We start from the raw sequence: 23,075 nt of genomic DNA on the forward strand, positions 1-23,075 counted from the left end.
TTCCCGGATCGGTCGACCGGTTGATGCCGCGCCGCCGGGCGGCTGATTATCGTCGTCGGTGTGGAGTCCTGGGAACGGACGCGGCGCCAGTGGCAGCACGCCTTCTTCGCGTCGTGGCTGGTGCTGACCTCGGCCGGGCCCCTGATCGAGGCCGACCGGGTGTTACCCGTCGTGCTGATCACCGCTCTGGCGGCCTGGTACGAGATCTGGTTCGTCCTGCGGCCACGGGCCCCCGGGTTCGCCTATCTCGCGGGCGCGGCGGTGATCTGGCTGGGCCTGGTCGCCGTCGACGCGTCGTTCCTGGTGGCCGGGCTGGCCGTGCTGGTGCCCTACTGCACCGACGCCGTCCGGGTCGCGCTGGCCGCGGCGGTCGGGTGCGCGGGCGGCTGGCTGTGGCAGCGCTATCACACGACCGGTGAGATCACCGCGACCGAGGTCACCATCACCGTGCTGATCGCGATCACCGGGGTCGTCGCGGCCGGATACGTCGGCACCGTCGCCCGGCAGAGCGCCGAACGCGCCCGGCTGATCCAGCGGCTGGAGGCCGAACGGGAGGCCCGCGCGGCGGCCGAGCGGCAGGCCGGGATCGCCGCCGAGCGGCAGCGGCTGGCCCGCGACATCCACGACGGCCTGACCCAGGGGTTCGCCAGCGTCGTGATGCTGCTGGAGGCGGCGCAGGAGACCCTGCCGGAGAACCGCCACCTGACCCGGGCGCTGCGCGCCGCCCGCGAGAACGTCGCCGAGAGCCGCCGCGTGGTGGGCGCGCTGCGGCCGGGCCCGCTGGAGGAGGGCGGGCTCCCCGAGGCGCTGCGCGCGCTGGCCTCCCGGCTGACCGAGGAGACCGAGGTCGAGGCCGGTGTCGTGGTCACCGGCGCGGTCCGGCCCCTGGCCGCCGACACCCAGGCCGAGCTGTGCCGGGTGGCCCAGGAAGCCCTCGCCAATGTACGCCGCCACTCCCGCGCCACCCGGGCCACGCTGACCCTGTCGTACATGGAGGAGCTGGTCGTGCTCGACGTCCACGACGACGGCGCCGGGTTCGACCCGGAGCGGCACTTCGGCGGTCACGGCCTGTCGATCATGCGGGAGCGCATGGAACGTCTCGGCGGCACCCTCCTGGTCGAGAGCGCGCCAGGGAAGGGCACGACCGTGGTCGCCGAGGTGGCGCGGTGATCAGGATCCTCATCGCCGACGACCATCCGGTGGTCCGCGACGGCATCCGCGCGATGCTCGGCACCCAGCCCGACCTGGAGGTCGTCGGCGCGGCCGAGTCGGGCGCCGACGCGGTGCGGCTGGCCCTCGATCTGCGGCCCGACGTCGTGCTGATGGACCTGCAGATGCCCGGCCTCGACGGTGCGACCGCCACCGCGCGCATCCGCGCCGCCGACACCGGCGTCCGGGTGATCGTGCTGACCACCTACGACACCGACGCCGACATCTCGCGTGCCGTCGGCGCGGGCGCGGTCGGCTACCTGCTCAAGGACACCCGCCGCGACGACCTGTTCGACGCGATCAGGGCGGCGGCGCGCGGTGAGGGCGCCCTGTCGCCGCCGATCGCCGCGCGGGTGCTGTCGTGGGCCCGAGGCGATGGCCCCGGCACGCTCAGCGCCCGCGAGATCGAGGTGCTCGGCGCGGTGGCCAGAGGGCTGAGCAACCGCGCCGTCGCCGCCCACCTCTGCATCAGCGAGGCCACGGTGAAAACCCACCTCCTGCACGTCTTCGCCAAGCTCGGCGTGGACGACCGCACCGCCGCCGTCACCGTCGCGATGTCCCGGGGGATCCTCCGGATCAGCTGAGTGTCATGTCACACATCAAGAACGAGGTGGCGTCAAAGAAGTAACCTGATCTTGTCTGTTATGGGAGTTTTCAGGGAGATTTGGGATAATTCCCGAGTCTCTGGAGGCTCTTCGTGCCACCGTTGCGAGCCCCTCTCGCTGCCGTTGGTCTGGTGCTGGCCCTGGCCACCCCTGTTCAGGCCAGCGCCGCCCCCGCCATCACCGTCGAGAACGGGCGCACCCAGCCCGTCTTCTCGTACGCCGACGCCATCCGCGAATCCGTGCTGGTCGAATCGACCGTCGACAGTGACGCCGACGGCGTCCTCGACCGGGTGCGCGTCGACATCGTGCGCCCTAAGGAGTCGGGCGCCGACCTCAAGGTCGCCTCGATCATCGACGAGAGCCCCTACTACGACAACCTCGGCCGAGGCAACGAGTCGGAGCGCAAGGTCTACGACGCCAACGGGAACATCACCAAGTTCCCGATGTGGTACGACAACTACTTCGTGCCGCGCGGCTACGCCTTCCTCGCCGTCGACATGATCGGCACCACCAAGTCGACCGGCTGCCCCGACGTCGGCGGCAAGGCCGACATCCTGGGCGGCAAGGCCGTCATCGACTGGCTGAACGGCCGCGCCACCGCCACCAAGCTCGACGGCGTCACCCCGGCGTTCGCCGACTGGAGCACCGGCAAGGCCGGCATGATCGGCAAGTCCTACGACGGCACGCTCGCCAACGGCGTCGCGGCGACCGGCGTCGACGGCCTGGCGACCATCGTCCCGATCTCGGCGATCAGCTCCTGGTACAAGTACCAGCGCTCCAACGGCGTGGTCTACAACTTCAACTACAACTCCGGCCTGGCCAACACCGTCGACACGGACCCGGACGCGAAGTGCGCCGCGGTACGCGCGTACGCCGACGCGAACGACGGTGACGACACCGGCAACTACAACGCCTACTGGGCCGAGCGCGACTACAACGCGGGCACCCTGGGCGACGTCTCCAAGGTGAAGGCGTCGGTCTTCGTCGTCCACACCGTCAACGACCTGAACGTCAAGCCGGACAACTTCTCCGTCTGGTGGGACGGCCTGGCCAAGAACGGCGTGCCGCGCAAGATCTGGGTCGGCCAGACCCAGCACGTCGACCCGTTCGACTTCGAGGGCCAGCGCGACCGCTGGGTCGACACCCTGCACGCCTGGTTCGACTACTGGCTCGTCGGCGTCAAGAACGACGTCATGAAGCAGCCGCGCGCCGACGTGCAGACCGGCCGCACCGACTGGATCCAGCTGCGCGACTGGCCCGAGCCCGCCGCCCAGCCCCACCTGTTCCGCCCGGCCGCCGACGGCACCCTCGGTCTCGTCCAGGCCCAGAATGGGGAGACCGCGACCTTCACCGACGTGCGTCAGTCGGAGAACGCGATGGTCGCCAACATCACCACCCCGGCCACCGGCCGCGTCGCCTTCACCACCAGCGCGCTGTCCAAGGACATCCGGATGTCCGGCACGCCGGAGATCAGCCTCCAGGTGAAGCTCGACAAGCCGACGTCCAACCTGACCGCGCTCCTCGTGGACTTCGGTTCCGCCGAGCGCATCAACTGGCGCAGCGGCCAGGGCATCACCACCCTGACCACCGAGAGCTGCTACGGCGAGTCCACCGCCGCCGACGACGGCTGCTACCGGAACGTCACCACCAACATGACCACCGCGGCGCAGGAGATCATCGCCCGCGGCTGGATCGACGTGCAGAACCGCGACTCGATCAGCGCCTCCAACCCGCTCGCCATCGGCTCCTACGGCGAGGTGAAGTGGCTGACCCTGCCGCAGGACTACACCTTCAAGGCCGGGCACCGCATCGGCCTGATCATCGCCGGCACCGACTCGACCTACAGCGGCGAACCCGCCACGGGTACCAAGGTGACCGTCGACCTCCAGCGCAGCCGCGTGCGCATCCCGCTGGTCCTCGCCCCCGGCGAGACCATCAGCGAGAGCGACGTCCGCGCCTTCCGCGCCGCTCCGTGGGTCGCCCCCGGCGAGCCCGAGTGGCCCGCGCCGGAATACCGCTTCTGGTAAACACCTGAGGCACCACCCATGAACTGGCCCGGCGGGAAACATCCCGCCGGGCCTTCCATGTTCTGTTCGCCGGAATTTAGTCTTCTGTACGCTCTCGTCCACAAGGCTCTTGGAACGTTTCCACGTGAAGAGAGCGAACATTGCGTAAGAGCTGGCGTCGTACCGCCGCATTAGTCCTCCCGTTCCTGACCGCCGCGCCACTTCTCGTGACCCCGGCCTGGGCGGCGGAGCCGGTTCCCTCGATCAAGGTGAACGAGGTCGAGTCCAACGGCGACCCCACCGGTGACTGGGTCGAGCTGACCAACACCGGCGCCACGCCGGTCGACATCGGCGGCTGGAAGATCAAGGACGCCGAGGACGACCACGTCCTGACCGTCGCCGCCGGCACCACCGTCGCCCCGGGCGCCTTCGTCGCGATCGCGACCGAGCCCGCCTACGGCCTCGGTGGCGCCGACTCGGTGCGCGTCTACCTGGCCGACGGCACCACGCTCGTCGACACCTACTCTTGGGCCGCGCACGCGCCGATCACGTGGGCGCGCTGCCCCGACGGCACCGGTGAGTTCGCCGCCGCGGTGGTCTCCACCAAGGGCGCGGCGAACGACTGCGGCAGCCCCTCGTCGTTCGTGAAGATCAACGAGATCGAGTCGAACGGCGGCACGCCGGGCGACTGGGTCGAGCTCGTCAACGTCGGCCCGGTCCCGGTGAACATCGGCGGCTGGAAGGTCAAGGACAACGACGACACCCACATCTTCACCGTCCCGGCCGGCACCTCGATCGCCCCGGGCGCCTTCCTGGCGCTCGACACCGAGGTGGCCTACGGCCTCGGCGGCGCCGACTCGGTCCGCGTCTACCTGGCCGACGGCACCACGCTCGTCGACTCGCACACCTGGGCCACCCACGCCGCCATCACCTACGGCCGCTGCCCCAACGGCACCGGCGCGTTCGTCGACACGGCCGCCTCGACCAAGGGCGCGGCGAACAACTGCGGCACCCCGGCGTCCACGGTGAAGCTGAACGAGATCGAGTCGAACGGCGGCTCCCCGGGCGACTGGGTCGAGCTGACCAACACCGGCGCGAGCCCCGTGAACGTGTCGGGCTGGATCGTCAAGGACAACGACGACACCCACATCCACACGATCCCCGCGGGCACCACGATCGCCGCCGGCGGCTTCCTGCCGGTCGACGTCGAGACCTCCTACGGCCTGGGCGCCGCCGACTCGGCCCGCCTCTACTCGGCCGACGGCCTGACCCTCCTCGACTCCTACACCTGGGCCGCGCACGCGCCGATCACGTGGGGCCGCTGCCCCGACGGCACCGGCGAGTTCAAGGAGAACACCGCCTCCACCAAGGGCGCGGCCAACGCCTGTGGCGGCTCGGGCCCCTCGGCCACCCCGTGGCCCGGCGGCGCCGACGTCGCGACCGCCGACGCCGCCAATGTGCTCGGCGGCAACATGAGCGGCCTGTTCCAGTCTGAGTCGGGCGCGCTGTGGGCGGTCAAGAACGGCCCCGGCACCCTCTACCGCCTGGAGTTCGACGGCACCAAGTGGGCGCCCGTCGCCACCCACCCCCTGAAGTTCCCGACCGGCCTCGGTGACCCCGACGCCGAGGGCGTCACGCTGACCCCGGCCGGTGTCGCGGGCGGTGTGTTCGTCTCGACCGAGCGCGACAACGGCAACAGCGGCGTCAGCCGTCCCGCCATCCTCCGCTTCGACCCGACCGGCGTGAACACCACGCTCAACGCCACCAAGGAGTGGGTCCTCACCGCCGACCTGCCCGTCGTCGGCGCCAACCTCGGCCTTGAAGCCATCACCTGGGTGCCCGACTCCTACCTGACCGCGAAGGGCTTCGTCGACGAGAAGACCGGCGCCGCCTACCAGCCCGCCGACTACCCGAACCACGGCGACGGCCTGTTCTTCGTCGGGGTGGAGGGCAACGGCAGCGTGTACGCCTACGCCCTCGACCAGAACGGCACCAACTTCACCAAGGTCGCCACGATCGTCAGCGGCTTCCCGGGTGTCATGGAGCTCACGTACGACCCCGAGATCAAGAAGCTCTGGGTCGTCTGCGACGACACCTGCCAGGGCCGCAGCGCCGTCTTCGACGTGAACGCCTCCGGCAAGTTCGCCTCCACCGAGCTCTACGAGCGCCCGGCCGGGATGCCGAACCTCAACAACGAGGGCTTCGCCGTCGCCCCGCAGACCGACTGCGTCGCGGGTAAGAAGCCGGCCTTCTGGACCGACGACAGCAACACCGGCGGCCACGCCCTGCGCACCGGCACGGTGAACTGCGTCGTCGTCGACCAGGACGCCGACGACGACGGAATCAACGACAACGTCGACCCGAAGAAGGACGACGCCACCAACGAGACCTTCTCCGACAAGCCCAAGGGCACCACGTCGGGCAAGATCCTCACTCGCGGCGGCCGCACCGTGACCGTCTCCGAGACCGCCGACCCGGCCGGTGTTGTGGTCACCGTCGGCGAGGGCGCCGACCCGGCCAAGACCCAGTTCGACGGTGTCTTCGGCACCATCGAGTACGCCACCGGCTCCTACCGGATCACCGGCGACGGCAAGACCTCGACCATCGCCGCGCTCAGCGGCCAGGCCGTCGTCAAGGTGACCGTGAACGGCACCCCGATCACCCTCACCGTCGGCGCGGGCGGCTCGGTCACCCTGACCGAGGTCGCGGGCACCGGCACCGTCGCGGGCGTCACCGGCATCGAGCAGACCGGCGACGTCGCCCTCAAGGCGAACGGCGTCGCGAGCTGCGGCGACATCGTGGCCCGCAACGTCATCGTGGCCGCCGCGGGCGTCTCGTCGCTCACCGGCACCACCGCCAACGACCTGATCATCGGCCGCTCCGGCGACGACCTGATCAGCGGCAACGGCGGCGACGACTGCGTCTACGGCCAGGGCGGCGCCGACCTCATCGTGACCGGCGACGGCGACGACCACATCGACGCCGGCAACGGCCTCAACACGGTCGTCTCCGGCGGCGGCGACGACTGGCTCCAGGGCGGCAACGACGCCGACTCGTTCGACTGCGGCACCGGCACCGACGTGGCCCGCCCGCTCCGCGGCGCGAACGTCAACGTCGAGGGCCGCTGCGAGACCTTCTAGTCTCTCCGCGAAAGAGCCCGTGACCTCGGAAGGGGTCACGGGCTTCTTCGTGTGCATGACATCTGTTTCTCCCTGGTAATCAATGGGACCTTCATCAGGCGATGCCCTCGTTTTGCAACGTAAACCAGGGGTACTCGAGCGGTGGCATAGTCGCCCGGACCGCCGGGGGAAAACCTGTTCCGTCCTTCGCCGTGTGACTAAGACGGCGCTACCGACCGCGGGAATGGCGGAGGCGGCTATTCCGCCCGGCAGGGCCGACGATCTCGGCCGTTACTGGCTGCCCACGGGACGGCGGCCGGCTACTCGGTCCGGCGGCAGGCAGGCGGTGCAACGGGAGTCAGGCGTTCGCCCAGCAGCGCCGCCGTGAGCAACCTCGCTGGGCGGCCTGACCTCATTGTGATCCACGGATTGATCATGGCCTCTCCGTTGCGACGAATTCCCCATAAGCCTTGTTGATCAACTGGAGGACCAGGCCCTGCGTTCAGATGACGCAGAGAAATGGCCAAAATTGGGCGGCGGTGAGATGGTTGGTGTTAGCCGCAAGGGCGCTGACGCTTCCGCGATGGACGGTGATGATCAAGCCATCTATCAGGGGATTCGCCGTGCATGAGCATGCATCGGCATTTTGAGCATGATCCAGTCGGCACCTTCGCCTCGCTCGACGAAGGATCCAGAAAAGCACTTACTGCCTACGCGAACTCCAGTTATACAGCTTAGCGCACTATGTCCCGTTCTTGCCAGAGGTATCGGCCGTCCTGAGTGTTAGGCTCACGGCAGGGCGCCAACGATCCATAACCGACATAAGGTATTTAAGGGATAAATATGCGGCTAGTTCGCCTGACTGCGGCTGACGGAACCCTGCTGTATGTCGAGGCTAGAGACCTTGACCCGACGGATGAAGAGCAGGAGCTGTCAGGGTCACCGATCACTGCGGCTGTTGACGACATCGGCAAAGCGATGGGCTCGTTTATCGAGGACTTGAAGGTCACCTTCTCGAAGAGCGGGGCAGCGAAATGCTCCGTTGAGTTCGGATGTGAGATCGCAGTCGAAACGGGCAAGATCGTTGCAGTCATCGGCAAGGGCTCAGCCAAATCCACCCTGAAGGTCACCCTGGAGTGGGATCAGAACGATAGATGACCGTCAGCCGTCGCTCGCTGCAGGACGCGCTCACGGCTGGCACGGTTTCGCTACTAGGACGCGGTGGCGAAGGGACTGGTGTGTTCGTAGCCGCTGGGCTGATTCTGACATGCGCACACGTTGTGGCTCGACCCGGTCAACTACTGCCCAGCACCATCACCGGAACATGGAACGCCCGACAGCTAGACCTTAGAGTTCTCACTGATTCCCTCCACGTTGCGGAGGACGGTGGACCTGACCTTGCATTGCTTGCTCTGAGTGAGCCGATGACCCATCCTGTCGTTGCCTTTTGTGACCAGGTCGAACCTGGTGATGAGTTGTGGATCTACGGTCATCCCAGCGGCTCTTATCGGCAGGGCGAACCGGTACGGGCATTCATTGAAGGAATGTCTACCCGGTCTGATGAAGCGAGATTGCTGCGCGTCGCCGATGGACGGCCTGGTCCTGGACACAGCGGGGCTGCCGCACTCAATTGGCGCACTGGATCAGTCTGTGGTGTTGTACGACTCGGGAGCAGATCAGTTGCGGGCGGTCCCACTCGTCTGATCCCCGCATCGGTCATTCTCGATGTCTTCCCCGAGGTGGGGGAGTTTCAAAGATCAAACTCAGCTAATCGAGCCTGGTTCGACCTGATGTCGATCACCCAGTTGCAGGCCGCTGGTCGCCGCTATCTCGGTGGAGAACTACGTGAATATCTGGCTGAGATCCGGGACGCCGCGCGTGAACACCCCTATCCGTTGCCGAGTTGGGAAGCGCCTCCGTTACACACCGTCTACCTTAGGCAACTCGCATCTCCAGAGCCTGCGACCGAGGAGCACATCCCCTATGGGCCGATCAGGGCCGAAGAGATCGCCAGCCGATATCAGGGTGCGCAAATCTATGGCGGTGCGGGTGCGGGCAAGTCCAGCCTGCTCCGCCACATCGCCGACGTGGCAGCCACGAGCTGGCTCGAAGGAAAAGAAGCGGAATTCGTACCGATATTAATTCGTGCCACCACGCTCAACTCTCGGCTGCCACTACCCAATGCGCTTGCCGCAGGAGTGGAGGAGGAGCTAGGTATGCGGCTCAGTCGTAACGGATTATCCCAGCTTTTCGCCGACGAGCCTTTTGCTGGTATTCCGTGGCTGATTCTAGTTGATGCCGTGGATGAGGTGCTGTACGCCGATGACCGGCGAAGGATTCTCGAGAGTATCGCCCGGCACCGGAAGAAATCGCCACACGTACGATTCTTCGTCGCCAGTCGGCCTCTGCCGGATTACCATACGCGCAGGCTGAACACTGCAGAAACTCCGTCGTTCACGATTGAGCCTTTCACGGAGCAACAGCTTCTCTCGTTTGCGGCGGGCTGGTTCGCGGCACTTCGAATGTCGTCGACTGACGATACCTCCGTCGCCTTTGTTGAGCAACTTCAGCGGGCGGGGATCTTGCAGCTCGCGCAAATTCCCTTGCTTGCCACCATGCTGTGCGTTTTGTTCGCCAGCAATCCGGAAGGACGGCTGCCGCTTAATCGGACGGCGCTTTATGAGAAGTTTGTCGAGCAACTGTTGAGCAAGGCTCGGGAGACGGTCGAAATACGTGATCAGCTACATCGGCAGGCTCGTCCATATGGGAAGGTAGCTGAAGGGGCGATCGATCGTTTGCTGGATAACCTTCTGTTGATCTTGTCAGAGCAAGCTTACCGCCAGTCACAAGAAGAGGGTCCGCTCTACGCAATTCCGATGCCAGATGAGCGAGTCGTCGAAGTTCTCGCCTGCCCTGATGGCATTCCCCGAGATCGCTGGGAAGCGATAGTAGACGAAGCGCTTCGGCAGAGTGGCCTGCTGCTGATGCGTGGTGGCGAACCAGTGTTCATTCACCAAACAGTCAGAGAGTATCTGACGGCATTCTATATCGCAGGACGGTGTTCGCCTCCTCGCCGTTTTCGGCGGCAGGACTTCTTGATTCCACAGAATCGCTGGCCCTGGCCAGACGCCGAGGTTCAGCTCTTCCTTGCCGCAATTTGGACAAGCAGGAAGATTAATCTGCAGCGCCCTCTGGCCCGCTTGTTGAATTCCTCAAATAGGTCGGCAAACGTGGGGTTCGTGGTTGATCTCAAACGATATGGAATCCAGCTTCCTGTCGAGATTGAACGTATCGCAGTGGAATCATTCACCAATGAACTGAGCAGGCGCCAGAGTGGTAGTCAATGGACCATCGCGATTAATTCCTTGCTCGTCCTGGACGAGGCGAGATGCATGGCGACACTTGAGAACTTGATCGTAGGTTCCGGCGTTGACGGCTTTCAGCGGTGGGATGCGGCCCGGACAATGTTAAAGATCGATGTCGGGCGCGGAATAAGAGCCTTGGATGCGATGATCGACCACGACTGGTCGAGTTACGAAGTGTTGATGGCCGCGCAGACCCTGCGGGAGCATGATCACAATCTTGGGGTCGAAGCTCTGCGCCGCATCAGTCGCCGTGAAGGGGCGCCCGGCGCCCGGAGGCTCGATGCCGCCCGAGAACTTCTTGTCCATGATCCCGAAGGCTGTCTGGACATCCTCGATTTTTTGGCACGCGACTTCACGGCTACCTCGACTGACCGCTTGGAATCGGCGCGCTTGTTGACCAATAGAGACCAGAGCCGGGGATGTGCTGTTCTCGCAATTCTGGTTGGTGACGAGCGGATAGACGATTCCAGCCGGTTGAGTGCAGCCGAGTTGCTGCTACGTGAGGGCTCTGGCTTGACTAAGTCCGTTCTCATGATTCTTTTGGACGGACCTGCGGTCGCTGTCTCCACACGGTTGGAGGCGAGCCGCATCATGAGTAGGGTCGACCCAGCGATAGCGGTTTTGCGATTCGAGGCGATTGTTGATGATTCCAATCTCGACATCATTCATCGAGGGGATGCGGCTCGTGCGCTCCATGATCTCGGGCATCCCGACCCGACCCATGGTCTTCGGGCTGCAGCCGTAGACATCCACCTCAGCCCGAAGGAGCGTTTTGAGGCGGCCAGGGTCATCGCCGACGTGGATCGTATCGATGGCTTGTCAGTTCTCGTGGCCCTCGCGAAAGATGACGCCTTCGCCGGGCGCTACCGCGCAGAGGCGTCCACTGTGGTCAACTCACTGGATTCGGCAGTCGGCGTCGAAGTCTTCGCCTATCTGGCGGCATCCATCACCCTGCGTGCCGATAGGCGACTTGACGCTGCGATCGCTCTCAACATGGTTGATTCCTCGAGGGGTCATGCAGCCTTCGTTGACATCGCTTCGACGGTCTCGAATGGTTCTATCGCGATCTCTGCGGCGGTTAAGGTCGGTTACGTAGACAAATCCTCAGGTCTGCGACTTCTGACCCGCCTTGCCAGAAATCAAGTATTTGAACACGCCATACGCGCCCGCGCAGTCAAAGAGATTCGTCGCGTGGACGCTCTACTGGGGATGCGGGAAGGTCGAATCCTGTCGCGAGACCTTGAAGAACTCATCGACCGCGGTGGTTTGACCGATGGCCAAATGAGATCGATCAGGAAGATTATGCGGGAATTGTGACTTCAATCCACCATGCCGCCGCACGTGATCTGACCGAGCAAACCGGTGATCGCTATGCCGTACCCCGCTATGATATCTCTCTCACGGGAGATCGGTTCTGGACCCGACTGAAGCAGGATTGGGCCAAGGCTAAGGACCGCTCTGGAGCGATAGTTGCAGCAGTCCGGTCCGTCGGATCAGGTCACTGGTCGGCCAGTACGATTCTTTGTCCGGTTTGCACCTCCGGACGATCGGCGTCAAGCCCATGCTTTGTACAGCGGCGTGGGTTCTACCCCGCTCCTGCGCTGTCACCATCTAGCGTGCTTCCACAGGCCAGGTAGCCAGCGGGCACATCACCGGCGCGGCTGCGCATGCTCACGACCGGCACGTCTCCGGCCGTGAAGGACCCGGCGATGCATCAGCCAACATTGGCCGATCAGGTTCTTGGCTGGCGCCACCTTGGCACGATGCGGTCGACCCCTGGCGGTGCCCAGGTTGGAGCGCAGGCAGCAGGACCATCCCCGCACATCGGCGATGGTCGCCTGGCCGTCGTGGAGTCGTGCCGACCGGAAGCTTTTGGCCATCGTTCTTTCCGGAGGTGTGGTGCCGAGATCGATCCCGAAGCCGTATTTGATGAAGATCTTCTGGGCGGCCCCGGCCGGGCTATTCCTATCAGTGATCTATATGCGTAAGGCCGAGGACGTTGGTCCGAATGATCTGGTTGACCTCGACCTAGGTGAGGCCGGCGGTTCGTGCTGGAAGTCGACCGGATTCACCAGGCCTTCGTCCAGCCAGTCGAGGCCGAAGAGCACCCGGTCGGCGCTGACGACGTCGGTCAGCTAGCGGATGTCCCTCTTGGTAGTAGGGGGCGAGCCCATAAGCAGAGGCGGATCGTGTCGCCCGGGTTTTCTACGAACGCCCGGGGCATCTGGTTAGCCTGTTTGCACGGCTGCTTGATGAGCAGGTGGACCCAGTTAGAGCTGTTCTCGATGCTCTAGCGACGCGCATCGCCGGATGGAGGAGAAGCCGCCGCCGATGATAAGGCTCGCGACGGTGTCGTGGATGGCCCGGTTGGAGACCACGTTGAAGGTCAGCATATTCGGGGTGCAGAAGGGGACGGGGCGCCGCAGGAACGGGTGAACTGGTCATAGTCGCTGTCGCTCCGGTGAAGGCGGCGGCGACGCCCGCCTCGGCCAGCAGGGCCCAAACCTTGTCGTAGATCGGGTTGTTGAGCGAGTTCGACCTGCCGTAGGGAGCGGGCCCTGGCGTGGGGCGGATCGACACGATGCGCACTCATTCTGCTCGATCATTGGGTTCACCGCCCGTAGCGTTTCGGCGGGCCGGTCTGGTTGAGCATTGCGGTGGCGAAGACTCGCCCCGGGTAGGCATGGTCCTCGTCTTCCAGCCAGTAGTTGAACGCCCGCACGCTCGCCTCAGCGCCGGAATGTTGCCCCTTGAGACATCCGAGATGCCGCAGCCGAACGTCGGCAGCAGCAATACGCCCGACGGGCTCTGGCGGATCAGCACATCGAGGCGGGCGTCGCAGTTTTGGTAGGCCAGGCTCAACGGCTCCACTCTGGTGCGGCTGCGCGGGTCGACGCCCTCGGGGATCTGGCCAGCGAACGCTAGGCCGAGGTAGCCGGGGCACGATGACAGGGTCGAACATCGGGTTGGGCGCGAACTCGAACAGCCAGCTATCGGCTAGCAATCCGGTGTGAGTACTGCCCTTGATGAACTCGATGTCCCGGTGCCTGAATGGCGTCTTCAAGTGGCGGGTGAAGCGTCGATTGCCTCGTAGTAGTGGTTGCCGCAGCAGATGGACAAGTCGTAGCTGGTCGCGCTGGCTCGCTGCTCGGGGCGGTAGTCGTCACCGGGGCTCGCCTCCGACAAAGAAGCGGCTGGCGTTCCATATAAATGGTTGTCGAGCACCTCGGGGCAGCTCGAGCCGAGTGGCTTCGGTAGCAATCCGAGTGGTAGTCAGGGCCAGCGTGTCCGGGGCAAAGGAATCGTCATGTGTCATGTGTGCCACCACAGGTCGGCGCCGTGGATCATGCGCACCCTGAGTGCGGGGAAGCGTTGGCAGACCCGGTCAAAGTGGATCGAGTCCTGCGCCTCGCTGGCCGGAGGAGGGCCGAGCGTCAGCGTATATGCAGAGGGGATGTCCAGCCCGGGTACCTTGGAGTAGATCAGGTAGCTCCTGTCACAGAGATGCTGGGCCCTTCCGACTCGTATAAGACCAGGCTGTTGGCCGCCAACGTAGCCAGTGTGCGCAGCATGGGTACGGCCGATCAGCGCCTCAGCCTGCGGGTACGTAAGAGTGCTGTTCGGCTCACGGACGGCTCCGACACAGCCGTAGTAGATGCCGACGTCATGCGTGTCGGCGCTCGCTGGGTGGCTGACGCCGAGGTCAGGGTGGCGGCGGTCGCTGACACAGCCTTCTTCAAACATTGGCGTGCCTTCAGTTCTTGTGAACTCGGAAGAACTGTGGATCAACACAGATTGGCGGGCTTTGGAAGCGGTCATGGAATTCATCGAGCGGTCCACTAGCGCGTGTCACAAGCGGGCGCCCGGCGGTGCTCTACCAATGTGAACGTCGTACAGGTAAGCGTCGGGAGGGGCGTCGCCGTGGGGTCCGACCCGCCCGTCCGGGCCGACTTGGAGCAGGTGTTCCGGGCCGCCTATCCGCGCGTCGTCGCGGTCGCCGCGCGCGTGCTCGGCTCCAGGGACGAGGCGGAGGACGTCGCCCAGGAGGTCTTCCTCTCCTTCGGCCGCACGAAGATCCCCGCGGGGGAGGCGGCCGGCTGGCTGTCGGTGGCGGCCGCGCACACCGCGCTCAACCACCTGCGGTCGGGCCGCCGCAGGGTGGCCCGGGAGGAGTCGGCGACCGGTGAAGGCGTCGCCCCCGACATCGCCGACGCCGTCGTGACCAGGGACGAACGCCGCCGGGTGCGCGAGGCGCTGGCCCGGCTGCCGCGCCGTCAGGCGGTCGCGCTGGTACTGCGGCACAGCGGCCTCAGTTACGCCGAGGTCGCCGCCGCCCTCGATCTGTCTCCCGGCAGTGTCGGCACGATCGTGCGACGGGCCGAATCCGCTCTGCGCAAGGAGTTGAACCGTCATGCGTCATCCGACTGACGGCACGCTGCGCCGGCTCCTCGACGAGCCGGACGGGGTCCCCGACGCCGACCGCGACCACATCGCCCACTGCCCCGCCTGCCAGGAAGGACTCGCCGTGATCCGCGAGGACGCCGCCTTCGCCACCACCATGCTCCAGGCCGATTCCGACGTGGACGTCGACACCGCCTGGACCCGATTCTCCGCCGCCGCCCCGCCCCGCCGGATGACCGTGGTGAGCCGCTGGCGCTCCCGCCTGCGCAGCCCCGTCGTCGCCATCGCCGGAGCGGCCGTCCTGGTGACCGGGGCCGGGGCGGCGGCCGCCGCCGACTGGCTCCAGATCTTCCAGGCCGAGCGGATCGCCCCCGTCACGGCGCCGCAGTCGGAACTGGCCAAGCTCCCCGAACTCGACGAGTTCGGTGAGGTCCGGCTCACCGAGGACCTCAACGTGCGCAGGGCAGAAGGCCTGTCCGCCGCCCAGCGGGACTCGGGGCTGACCCTTCCGGCGGTGGGCGCGCTGCCGCGCGGGGTGTCGGGCGACCCCGCCTACTTCGTCGTCGACAAGGCGGGCGGCATGTTCACCTTCTCCGCCGCCACGACCGCGAAGACCGCCGCGAAGGCCGGGACGACCGCCCCGCCGGTGCCGCCGGGCCTCGACGGGAGCAGGTTCAAGCTGTCGGCCGGGCCGGGCCTGGCCGCCGTGTGGGCCTCCGAGCGGGAGATCCCCTCGCTGGTCGTCGCCAGGGTCACCGCGCCGACGGTCTACTCCTCGGGCGTCCCGTTCGAGACCGTGCGCGACTACCTGCTCGGGCTCTCGTTCCTGCCCGCCGACGTCGCGGCGCAGCTCAGGGGCTTCTCCGGCGGGATGACGCTGCCGCTGTTCTCCTCGATCGAGGAGAAGCAGACCTCCGTCACCGACGTCGGCGGCAAGCCCGCCACCCTCGTCGAGACCGGCGGCATGAACGGGGTCGTCTGGGTCGAGAACGGCGTCGTCAACGCGGTCGCCGGGCTGCTCAGCACCGACGACGTGCTCGCGGTGGCGCGGGGCCTTCGATGAACGCCGTCTGGGCCTCGGGCCTGCGCAAACGCTATCGGAAGCAGGTCGCGGTCGACGGGATCTCGTTCTCCGTCGCCCGGGGCGAGGTGCTCGGCCTGCTCGGCCCGAACGGCGCAGGCAAGACCACGGTCATCAAGATGATGCTCGGGCTGGTCCGCCCGGACGCCGGGGAGGTCATGCTCCTGGGCCGCCCGGTCACCGACCCGCAGGCCCGCGCGAAGGTCGGCTACCTGCCCGAACTGTTCCGCTACCAGCCCTGGCTCACCGCCCGGGAGGTCCTCGACCTGCACGTGCGGCTCGCGGCGGCGGACGTACCGGAGAAGGAACTCCGTGACACCCTCGGCCTGGTCGGGCTCGCCGACCGGGCGGGCGACCGGGTCGGCGGGTTCTCCAAGGGCATGCAGCAGCGCCTCGGCCTGGCCGTCGCCCTCGTCGCGCGCCCCGAGTTCGTGGTGCTCGACGAACCGACCAGCGCGCTCGACCCCATCGGCAGGGCCGACGTGCGCGACCTCGTGCTCTCGCTGAAGGAGCGCGGCGTCGCGGTACTGCTCAACTCCCACCTGATCGGCGAGGTCGAGCGGGTCTGCGACCGCGTCGTCATCCTCGACAAGGGCCGCGTCGCCGCCTCCGGCACCCTGGCCGAACTCCTCGGGAGCTCCGAGGTGCGGCTCCGGCTGGAGAAACTCACCCCCGAGGCCGAGGCCCGCCTCGCCCAGGCCGGTCCGGTGAACCACGACGGTGACGTGGTCACGGTCGCGCTCGCCGCCGACCTCGGCGGGGACGAGATCCCCGATCTGGTCGCCGACCTGGTCGGGCTCGGCGTGCGGGTGCACGCGGTCGAGCCCGGCCGCGTCAGCCTGGAAGACCGGCTGCTCGACATCCTGGGAAGTGACCGATGACCGCTCTGACCTTCGCCGCCCTCACCCTGAAGGAGGCGTCCCGGCGCAAGGTGCTGCGGGCGCTGGCCGTGCTGACGGTCGTGCTGCTCGGCCTGTCGGCGTGGGGCTTCCACACCCTCGTCACCCGGGAGTTCGACGGCGCCCTGCTGACCAGCGGGGAGCTGCGGCTGATCGCCTCACAGCTGCTCAACCTGGTCATGTTCGGGCTGAGCCTGATCGCCGCCCTCGGCACCGCCTTCCTCGCCGGGCCCACCCTCGCGGGCGAGATGGAGTCGGGCGTCGCCCTGTCGATCCTGGCCCGGCCGGTCCGCCGCTCGACGGTCCTGATCGGCAAGTGGCTCGGCCTCATCGCCTTCGGCGGCGGCTTCGTCGCGCTGGCCGGGCTCGCCCAGTTCGTGATCGTGTACGCCACCACCGGCTACTGGCCGCCCAGCCCGGCCACCGGTCTGGCGCTGCTGGCCTTCCAGACCGCCGTCCTGCTGACCCTCGGCCTGCTGCTGGCCACCCTGATCTCCCCGATGGCGTCGGGCGTGGTCGCCGTCGGCCTGTTCGGCGCGACGTGGATCGCCGGGGTCGTCGGGGGAGTGGGCCGGGGCCTCGGCAACGACAGCGTCGCCGCCGTCGGCACCGTCTCCCAGGTCCTGCTCCCGACCGACGGCCTGTGGCGCGGCGCCATGTACGCCTTCCAGGACTCCACCGCGCTCCTCCAGTTCGGCGGCCCGGCGGTCAGGGGAGGCTTCCCCTTCCTGAGCGACGCCCCGCCGACGGCCGTCTATCTGGCCTGGACGATCGCCTGGACGCTCCTGGTGCTCGGCCTCGCCGCGCTGGTCTTCAGGCGCCGCGACCTGTAGACCGGCGCAGCGTCGCCTTCACCGCCCGCTGGGTCAGCGGACCCATCTCCTCCAGCACGGTCACCAGGTCGGCGAGCTGTTCGAGCGCCGCCAGCGCGCGTTCGGCGCCGGCCTGGTCCACGCCCTCGTAGAGTTCCAGGCCGACGAAACCGGCGGCGACCGCCCTGGCCAGCCCGCCCACGTCGACGAACCCGGCCAGCGGGCCGCTCGCCATCACTCGCTGGATGACGGCCTCGATCTCGGTCACCCAGAGGGAGAGGCCGATCGCGGTGGCCGGGGCGAGCTTCGGGTCGGTCTGGCTGCCCGCCAGCATCTGCGCCAGCACCGCGAGGTTGCCCGCGTCGCGCTCCTCGACGTGCAGGGCGCGGCCGAGGTCGAGCAGCTCCCGCATCGACGTGACGGCGGCGAACCGCTCGCGGTAGGCGGCCACCCGCTGCTCGGCGGCGTGCTTCGACGCCTGGGCGAGCAGGTCGTCGACCCCGTCGAAGTGGTAGAACACCAGCGCCTGGTTGACCCCCGCCGCCGCCGCGATCGACCGCGCGGACACCCCCGCGATGCCCCGGGTGCGCAGCGCCTCCAGCGCACCGTCGAGCAGCCTGGCCCGGGTGTCTCCCATTCGCTTCTCCTGATCAGAGGCGCACCTGTTCGCGACGCGGCTTCACCCTAGCGGGCACGCCGTATCCGGCCATGTCGACGTAGGCCGCCGCGAACGTCCCCCGGTAGCCGAACAGCGGCCCGAACCGGTGGTTCGACACGGTCACCCGGATGCGGAACAGCCCGCTCTCCTCGTCGAAGGACTCCCGGACGATCGCCCGCCCCGTCAGCACGCCCGGCACCCGGCAGGCCAGCCACCCCTCGTAGATCCGCTGCTCACCCGACCGGATCACCAGCCCGCCCCGGCCGTCGTCGGAGAACGCCAGATCGGTGGCCAGATGCTGGTACGACCCCAGATAGTCGACGATCCGCCCCCCGGCGGGATCGTGGACCATCGTCGCGTCGAACCGCCGGGTCCGGCGCGGCAGCTCGAAGGTCCGCACGAACGTGACGGTCTCCCGCCCGAACGAGTCGACGTACGGAAGGTTCTCGATCCGGAACGGCACGTCCCGCCCGTCGTCGGGGACGAGCACGTTCCGCGTGGCCCCCAGCAGCAGGAACGGCTTCACCAGAGGGCTGTGCCAGATGCGCTCCATCACCCCCGTGCCGACGCATCCCTCACCGCCGGTCTCCACGCCGAAGCGCCGCCGTAATTCGGGATGCAGCCGCCCGAACGCGGGCCCCATGGCCCGCTGGAAGATCGATGTCATCGTCGCTCCTCTTCTCGTACGCGCAGCGCCGGGCCGATGGCGTGCCCGGCAGGTGGGGGAGGGTGATCGCGGCCAGCGCGACCCAGGGCGAGCCGGTCCAGGCGACGGCCGCGATCCGGACGGCCGCCTCGGCGACCGCTTGGAGCAGGGGCAGTTCTGGGGGGCGCCCCCGTTCCAGCCACAGCCGGAGCCGGTCGAACGACCACGCCGTCGCCCACCACATGAGGGGTCGGAAGACCGGATCCAGGAGGCGGTGGCGGGGCGTGTAGTCGTACCAGGTCAGGAAGCGCACGCCGTCGCCGGCCGGGACGTAGCGCCAGTAGCCGGAGCCCGACACGATCGGCGAGCGCCGGTCGGCCGAGGCGAAGCGCAGCGTCGAGATCCCCCGCGAACGGTCGGCCGTCGTCCACCCGTCACCGGTGATCACCGTCCACCGGTAACGGAAATTCCGGGCGTCGACCGGCCTGATCTCGGAGAAGCGCAGGTCCCAGCGGGAGTGCAGGGCCGGGTCCTGGGTCAGCCGCCACAGCTCGCCGGGGTCGGCGCGGACGAACGTCTCGACGTACACGACGGAACCCTTCTTTTGAGCGGTCGCTCAAAAGAGCCTACGTCGATTTGAGCGACCGCTCAAATCCCCAGGTCACGGGGATCTTTTTGCACAGGCGAATCATGGATTTCACTTCGTGGAAACCTAAGCCGGGGCCGGGGCCGGATAGTGTCTCTGCATTCTCGACAACGTTGATCCCTTCATCGGCACCGCGGCCACCGACCTGCCCCCCGCGGGCGGGCTGGCCGCCACGTGGTGGTGGCCGAAACCGCAGGTGGGCAACACCCACCCCGGGGCCACCTCACCTCTCGGCATGGTCTCGGCCTGTGCCTACTCGGGTGCCTATCCGACCGGCTACGGTCGCTACGCCAAGAACACCGAAGGCGTGCCCGAGGCGATGTTCGACCGCCTCGAAGCCAGCGGGTTCACCCACTTCCAGCAGTCGGGCACCGGCGCGATCCGCAAGTACTACAACTACGTGCGGGTCACTCCGATGGTGCAGCCCCTCGACGACCTCGGTCAGTCGTGGCCGCTGACCGACGAGGAGGCCTCGCCCGGCTACTACGCCGCCACCCTCGACACCGGCATCCGGTGCGAGGTCACGGTCGGCCAGAAGGTGGCGGTCCACCGCTACACCTTCCCGAGGTCCAGCAGCTCCCGCGTGGTCATCGACCTCTCGTGCGGCGGGCTGAAGATCGACCTCGGCCGGACCGTCCCGCTGCGCGCCCAGGTGGAGAACATCGGGCACGGCCGCGTGCAGGGCACCGTCGTCATGGAGGGCGTGCCGCTCTCCGTGTACGTCGACGTCGTGTCCCCCGGCTGGCGCCAGATGCTCTGGTACGACCGGCGGCTCATCGACGGCGGCACCCGCCTCGACTTCGACAGCATCCGCCAGACCAACATGCGCCCCTTCGGCATGCTCTTCATCGGCCCGACGACGGCCGGGCAGACCGTCGAGGTCCGCATGGGCTTCTCGCTGCGCGGCTGCGACCAGGCCAGGGAGAACCTCGAACGCGAGTGCGGCCTCGGCCAGGACGCGTTCGACATCGTGAAGCTGCGCACCCGCGCCCGCTGGAGCGACCACCTCGACCGGGTCAAGGTCGAGGGCGGCACCCCGGCCCGCCAGACCGTCTACTCGACCGCGCTCTACCACTCGCTGATCAAGCCGTGCATCGTCGACGACGAGAGCCCGTTCTGGCCGAACTCCGGGCCCTATGCCTACGACGTCTGCACGATGTGGGACATCTACAAGACCCAGCTCCCGCTGCTGGCGGCGATCGCCCCCGACAAGGCCACCGACCTGCTCGAATCGCTGATCAGGGTCTGCGAGGAAGAGGGCAACTTCCCCATCGGCTACCGCATGGCCCGCGGCGCCGACCGGTTCTTCCGCCAGGGCAGCGCGCTGGCCCACACGGCCATCGCCGACGCCCACGCGCTCGACCTGCCCGGCATCGACTGGAGCTGGGCGCTCGTCCACATGGCCGACGACCTGCGCCGCATGTACGGCGAGGACTTCTTCGAGCACGGCGTCGTCCACCCGATCACGCACACCCTCGACCTGGCCTACGGTCACCACCTGACCGCCCAGCTCGCCCGCGCGCTGGGCGACCACAGGCTCGCCGACGACCTGGGCCGCCGCGCCAACGGCTGGGTCAACGCCTTCGACCCCGGCACCGGCCTGCTCCGCGACTCCGAGTTCTACGAGGGCGGCAAGTGGAACTACTCGTTCCGGCTGCTCCACGACATGGCCGCCCGCATCGCGCTGGCCGGGGGAGACGCGGCGTTCATCGGCAAGCTCGACCAGTTCTTCGGCTACGGCGCCGCCCCGGTGAAGCAGGCCGGGCAGCGCCCGCAGGCCGCCGAGATGGCGGCCGGCTACGCCCTCAACCGGTTCGAGGGGCTCAACAACGAACCCGACATGGAGGCGCCATGGGCTTATCACTACGCGGGACGCCCTGACCGTACCGCCGAGATCATCAACTCGGCCCTCACGTGGCAGTTCGGCACCGGCTCGGGCGGGCTGCCAGGAAACGACGACTCCGGCGGCCTGAGCTCCTGGTACGTGTGGGCCTCGCTCGGGCTCTTCCCGGTCGCCGGGCAGAACCTCTTCCTGATCAACGCACCCGCGTTCGAACGGTCCGTCCTGAGGGTAAGAGAAGGCGAGTTCGTCATCGAGGCCAGTGGCCTCAGCGAGGCGCCGATCAGCTCCGACGGCGCCGACCGTGAGCCCCCGGTCCAATACGTTCAGTCGGCCACCCTCGACGGCCGCCCCCTGCACGCAGCACACCTGACGGCTGCCACCGTCCACCGCGGAGGCAGACTGCACCTGCGACTCGGCCCCGAGCCATCGGGATGGGGGCGGGGTGTCCGCCCGCCGTCCCTGTCCGATCCCCCTGCGACATCGGAGGAGACTCGATGACCCACCCCCGTCGCCGCCTCGTGATCGTGGTCAGGGCCGACCCGGTCATCTGTGGCCACTCCGGCGAGGCCCGCAACCTCGCCGAAGTGGCACTGACCCGTGGTTACGATGACGTCAGGCTCCTGACCTGGCCCATCGCGGCTCTGCAAGCGGCCGGGCTGCCCCTCAAGCCCCTCGACCGGCTGCTTCCCTACAGTCCCGGGATCACCGTCGAACGCCCCGAACCGGTCGGCGACTACCGGGTGCCCGACGGCCGCCATCTGGCCGGCCTCACCGGGCGCCTGGTGGAACTGCTGTCCGAACCGGTGCCGACGACCGTCCTGTCGATGTACACCGTGCCGCACGCCAACGTCGTCCTCGACGCCGTCAACGCGGCCAGGGCGGCGGGCTTCAACCCCAACGTGCGCACCCTCGCGAAGGCCGTCGGCTCCGACGTCACCAACGTCATCCGCAACTGCCTGCGCGACGACCGCTTCGGGGCCGCCACCGCTCTGTTCACCACGTTCCTGTCCAACGACGAGGTCGTGGCCGTCTCCGACTACACCCGCGACGAGATCATCGCCTCGGCCGAGGAGGTCGACGCCCACGTCGGCACCACGTTCGCCGAACAGTGCCGCCGCCGGGTGACGGTCAGCTATCCGCCGATCGACTCCTCGGCGTTCCTCGACCCCGACCTGACGCTCGTCGACGAGGCCCTCGCGCGCCGGGGCCTGGAACGGGACGGCTACCTGCTGTTCCTGTCCCGGGTCACCCCCGCGAAGGGCATCTTCGACCTGCTCGCCGCCTTCCGCCAGGCGCGCAGCAGGGAGAAGGTCAAACTGGTGGTCACCGGCACCGGCACCGCACTGGCGCAAGTGCAGGCGATCGCCGCGGCCGACGAACACGTCGTCGTCCTCACCGACGTCGACGACAACGAGAAGCCCCTGCTGATGCGCGGCAGCGCGGCCTACGTGCTGCCGACCAAACCCGAGCCCGACTTCGTCGAGACGTTCGGCATCGCCCTGGCCGAGAAGATGCTGGCGGGCGGCGGTCCGATCATCACCACCGACACCGGCGGCACGCTCGAAGCCGTCGGCGACGCCGCCATCATCGTCGAACAGGGCGACGTGGCGGGCATCGCGGCGGCGATCGACCGGGTGGTGCTCGACATGAACGGCACCGAACGGCGCGACATGGAGGTGCGGGCCCGCGAGTGGGCCATGCAGTTCGACCGCGCCGTCGTGTTCGACGACCTGTTCCCCGAGACGGCGCTCCGCGAGAGCGCCTGACCGTTTCCGGTGCGGCGCG

At 67.6% G+C, this 23,075-nt stretch carries 16 protein-coding genes; 12 read left to right on the plus strand and 4 right to left on the minus strand.

Features of this window, described 5'->3' with window-relative positions; all coding sequences use genetic code 11:
- Positions 1–60 precede the first annotated feature (60 nt).
- From ACYQ78_RS04365 to ACYQ78_RS04390, 6 genes are all read left to right on the plus strand, one after another.
- Positions 61–1,170 carry a sensor histidine kinase gene (locus ACYQ78_RS04365; protein WP_459799348.1) on the plus strand — a complete coding sequence of 370 codons (1,110 nt, stop codon included), beginning with the start codon at positions 61–63 and terminating at the stop codon, positions 1,168–1,170.
- Positions 1,167–1,793: a response regulator gene (locus ACYQ78_RS04370; RefSeq protein WP_459799349.1), complete on the plus strand. Its 627-nt coding sequence runs from the start codon at positions 1,167–1,169 to the stop codon at positions 1,791–1,793. The genes ACYQ78_RS04365 and ACYQ78_RS04370 overlap by 4 nt, the downstream gene beginning before the upstream one ends.
- A 113-nt stretch (positions 1,794–1,906) precedes the next feature.
- Entirely contained in the window at positions 1,907–3,841 is a 1,935-nt protein-coding gene (locus tag ACYQ78_RS04375; protein ID WP_459799350.1) for a CocE/NonD family hydrolase, read from the plus strand.
- A 140-nt stretch (positions 3,842–3,981) separates the two neighbouring features.
- Positions 3,982–6,960 carry a lamin tail domain-containing protein gene (locus ACYQ78_RS04380; protein ID WP_459799351.1) on the plus strand — a complete coding sequence of 993 codons (2,979 nt, stop codon included), beginning with the start codon at positions 3,982–3,984 and terminating at the stop codon, positions 6,958–6,960.
- An 822-nt stretch (positions 6,961–7,782) separates the two neighbouring features.
- The gene (locus ACYQ78_RS04385) at positions 7,783–8,097 is read left to right on the plus strand and encodes a CU044_2847 family protein (RefSeq protein ID WP_459799352.1); all 315 of its coding nucleotides are present in this window, start codon (positions 7,783–7,785) and stop codon (positions 8,095–8,097) included.
- On the plus strand, positions 8,094–11,621 hold the full coding sequence (locus tag ACYQ78_RS04390) for a trypsin-like peptidase domain-containing protein (RefSeq protein ID WP_459799353.1): 3,528 nt from the start codon (positions 8,094–8,096) through the stop codon (positions 11,619–11,621). The genes ACYQ78_RS04385 and ACYQ78_RS04390 overlap by 4 nt, the downstream gene beginning before the upstream one ends.
- Before the next feature lie 1,995 nt (positions 11,622–13,616).
- Here ACYQ78_RS04390 and ACYQ78_RS04395 read toward each other — a convergent pair.
- Positions 13,617–14,132 carry a hypothetical protein gene (locus tag ACYQ78_RS04395; RefSeq protein WP_459799354.1) on the minus strand — a complete coding sequence of 172 codons (516 nt, stop codon included), beginning with the start codon at positions 14,130–14,132 and terminating at the stop codon, positions 13,617–13,619.
- 93 nt (positions 14,133–14,225) lie between these two features.
- Here ACYQ78_RS04395 and ACYQ78_RS04400 point away from each other — a divergent pair, with 93 nt between their 5' ends.
- Genes ACYQ78_RS04400 through ACYQ78_RS04415 form a run of 4 tightly spaced genes read left to right on the plus strand, consistent with a single transcriptional unit; the run spans position 14,226 to position 17,518 of the window.
- Positions 14,226–14,732 carry a sigma-70 family RNA polymerase sigma factor gene (locus ACYQ78_RS04400; RefSeq protein ID WP_459799355.1) on the plus strand — a complete coding sequence of 169 codons (507 nt, stop codon included), beginning with the start codon at positions 14,226–14,228 and terminating at the stop codon, positions 14,730–14,732.
- Positions 14,716–15,768, plus strand: coding sequence for a hypothetical protein (locus ACYQ78_RS04405; protein ID WP_459799356.1), 1,053 nt, complete (start codon positions 14,716–14,718; stop codon positions 15,766–15,768). Before ACYQ78_RS04400 ends, ACYQ78_RS04405 begins: the two co-directional genes overlap by 17 nt.
- Positions 15,765–16,667: an ABC transporter ATP-binding protein gene (locus ACYQ78_RS04410; protein ID WP_459799357.1), complete on the plus strand. Its 903-nt coding sequence runs from the start codon at positions 15,765–15,767 to the stop codon at positions 16,665–16,667. The genes ACYQ78_RS04405 and ACYQ78_RS04410 overlap by 4 nt, the downstream gene beginning before the upstream one ends.
- The gene (locus ACYQ78_RS04415) at positions 16,664–17,518 is read left to right on the plus strand and encodes an ABC transporter permease subunit (RefSeq protein WP_459799358.1); all 855 of its coding nucleotides are present in this window, start codon (positions 16,664–16,666) and stop codon (positions 17,516–17,518) included. The genes ACYQ78_RS04410 and ACYQ78_RS04415 overlap by 4 nt, the downstream gene beginning before the upstream one ends.
- Here the strand turns inward: ACYQ78_RS04415 and ACYQ78_RS04420 are convergent.
- From ACYQ78_RS04420 to ACYQ78_RS04430, 3 genes are read right to left on the minus strand one after another with little or no spacing between them, the layout of a single operon-like run.
- The gene (locus ACYQ78_RS04420) at positions 17,499–18,134 is read right to left on the minus strand and encodes a TetR/AcrR family transcriptional regulator (RefSeq protein ID WP_459799359.1); all 636 of its coding nucleotides are present in this window, start codon (positions 18,132–18,134) and stop codon (positions 17,499–17,501) included. The two genes, ACYQ78_RS04415 and ACYQ78_RS04420, sit on opposite strands and share 20 nt — an antisense overlap.
- A 13-nt stretch (positions 18,135–18,147) precedes the next feature.
- Complete coding sequence (locus ACYQ78_RS04425) at positions 18,148–18,822, minus strand: DUF4166 domain-containing protein (RefSeq protein ID WP_459799360.1); 675 nt, start codon at positions 18,820–18,822, stop codon at positions 18,148–18,150.
- The gene (locus ACYQ78_RS04430; protein ID WP_459799361.1) at positions 18,731–19,390 is read right to left on the minus strand and encodes a hypothetical protein; all 660 of its coding nucleotides are present in this window, start codon (positions 19,388–19,390) and stop codon (positions 18,731–18,733) included. The genes ACYQ78_RS04425 and ACYQ78_RS04430 overlap by 92 nt, the downstream gene beginning before the upstream one ends.
- Positions 19,391–19,571: 181 nt before the next feature.
- On the opposite strand from ACYQ78_RS04430, the gene ACYQ78_RS04435 reads away from it, so the two are divergent.
- Together ACYQ78_RS04435 and ACYQ78_RS04440 are read left to right on the plus strand one after the other, a co-directional pair.
- Complete coding sequence (locus ACYQ78_RS04435) at positions 19,572–21,788, plus strand: glycoside hydrolase domain-containing protein (protein ID WP_459799747.1); 2,217 nt, start codon at positions 19,572–19,574, stop codon at positions 21,786–21,788.
- The gene (locus ACYQ78_RS04440) at positions 21,785–23,056 is read left to right on the plus strand and encodes a glycosyltransferase (RefSeq protein WP_459799362.1); all 1,272 of its coding nucleotides are present in this window, start codon (positions 21,785–21,787) and stop codon (positions 23,054–23,056) included. Before ACYQ78_RS04435 ends, ACYQ78_RS04440 begins: the two co-directional genes overlap by 4 nt.
- Positions 23,057–23,075: the final 19 nt, after the last annotated feature.

This window comes from Herbidospora sp. RD11066, from assembly GCF_054661255.1.

What these genes read in the sequence shown, in the direction of transcription:
- ACYQ78_RS04385 (WP_459799352.1), top strand. Translation starts at nt 7,783, where the DNA reads ATGCGGCTAGTTCGCCTGACTGCGGCTGACGGAACCCTGCTGTATGTC.
- ACYQ78_RS04390 (WP_459799353.1), top strand. Translation starts at nt 8,094, where the DNA reads ATGACCGTCAGCCGTCGCTCGCTGCAGGACGCGCTCACGGCTGGCACG.
- ACYQ78_RS04395 (WP_459799354.1), bottom strand. Translation starts at nt 14,132, where the DNA reads ATGAATTCCATGACCGCTTCCAAAGCCCGCCAATCTGTGTTGATCCAC.
- ACYQ78_RS04405 (WP_459799356.1), top strand. Translation starts at nt 14,716, where the DNA reads ATGCGTCATCCGACTGACGGCACGCTGCGCCGGCTCCTCGACGAGCCG.
- ACYQ78_RS04410 (WP_459799357.1), top strand. Translation starts at nt 15,765, where the DNA reads ATGAACGCCGTCTGGGCCTCGGGCCTGCGCAAACGCTATCGGAAGCAG.
- ACYQ78_RS04415 (WP_459799358.1), top strand. Translation starts at nt 16,664, where the DNA reads ATGACCGCTCTGACCTTCGCCGCCCTCACCCTGAAGGAGGCGTCCCGG.
- ACYQ78_RS04420 (WP_459799359.1), bottom strand. Translation starts at nt 18,134, where the DNA reads ATGGGAGACACCCGGGCCAGGCTGCTCGACGGTGCGCTGGAGGCGCTG.
- ACYQ78_RS04425 (WP_459799360.1), bottom strand. Translation starts at nt 18,822, where the DNA reads ATGACATCGATCTTCCAGCGGGCCATGGGGCCCGCGTTCGGGCGGCTG.
- ACYQ78_RS04440 (WP_459799362.1), top strand. Translation starts at nt 21,785, where the DNA reads ATGACCCACCCCCGTCGCCGCCTCGTGATCGTGGTCAGGGCCGACCCG.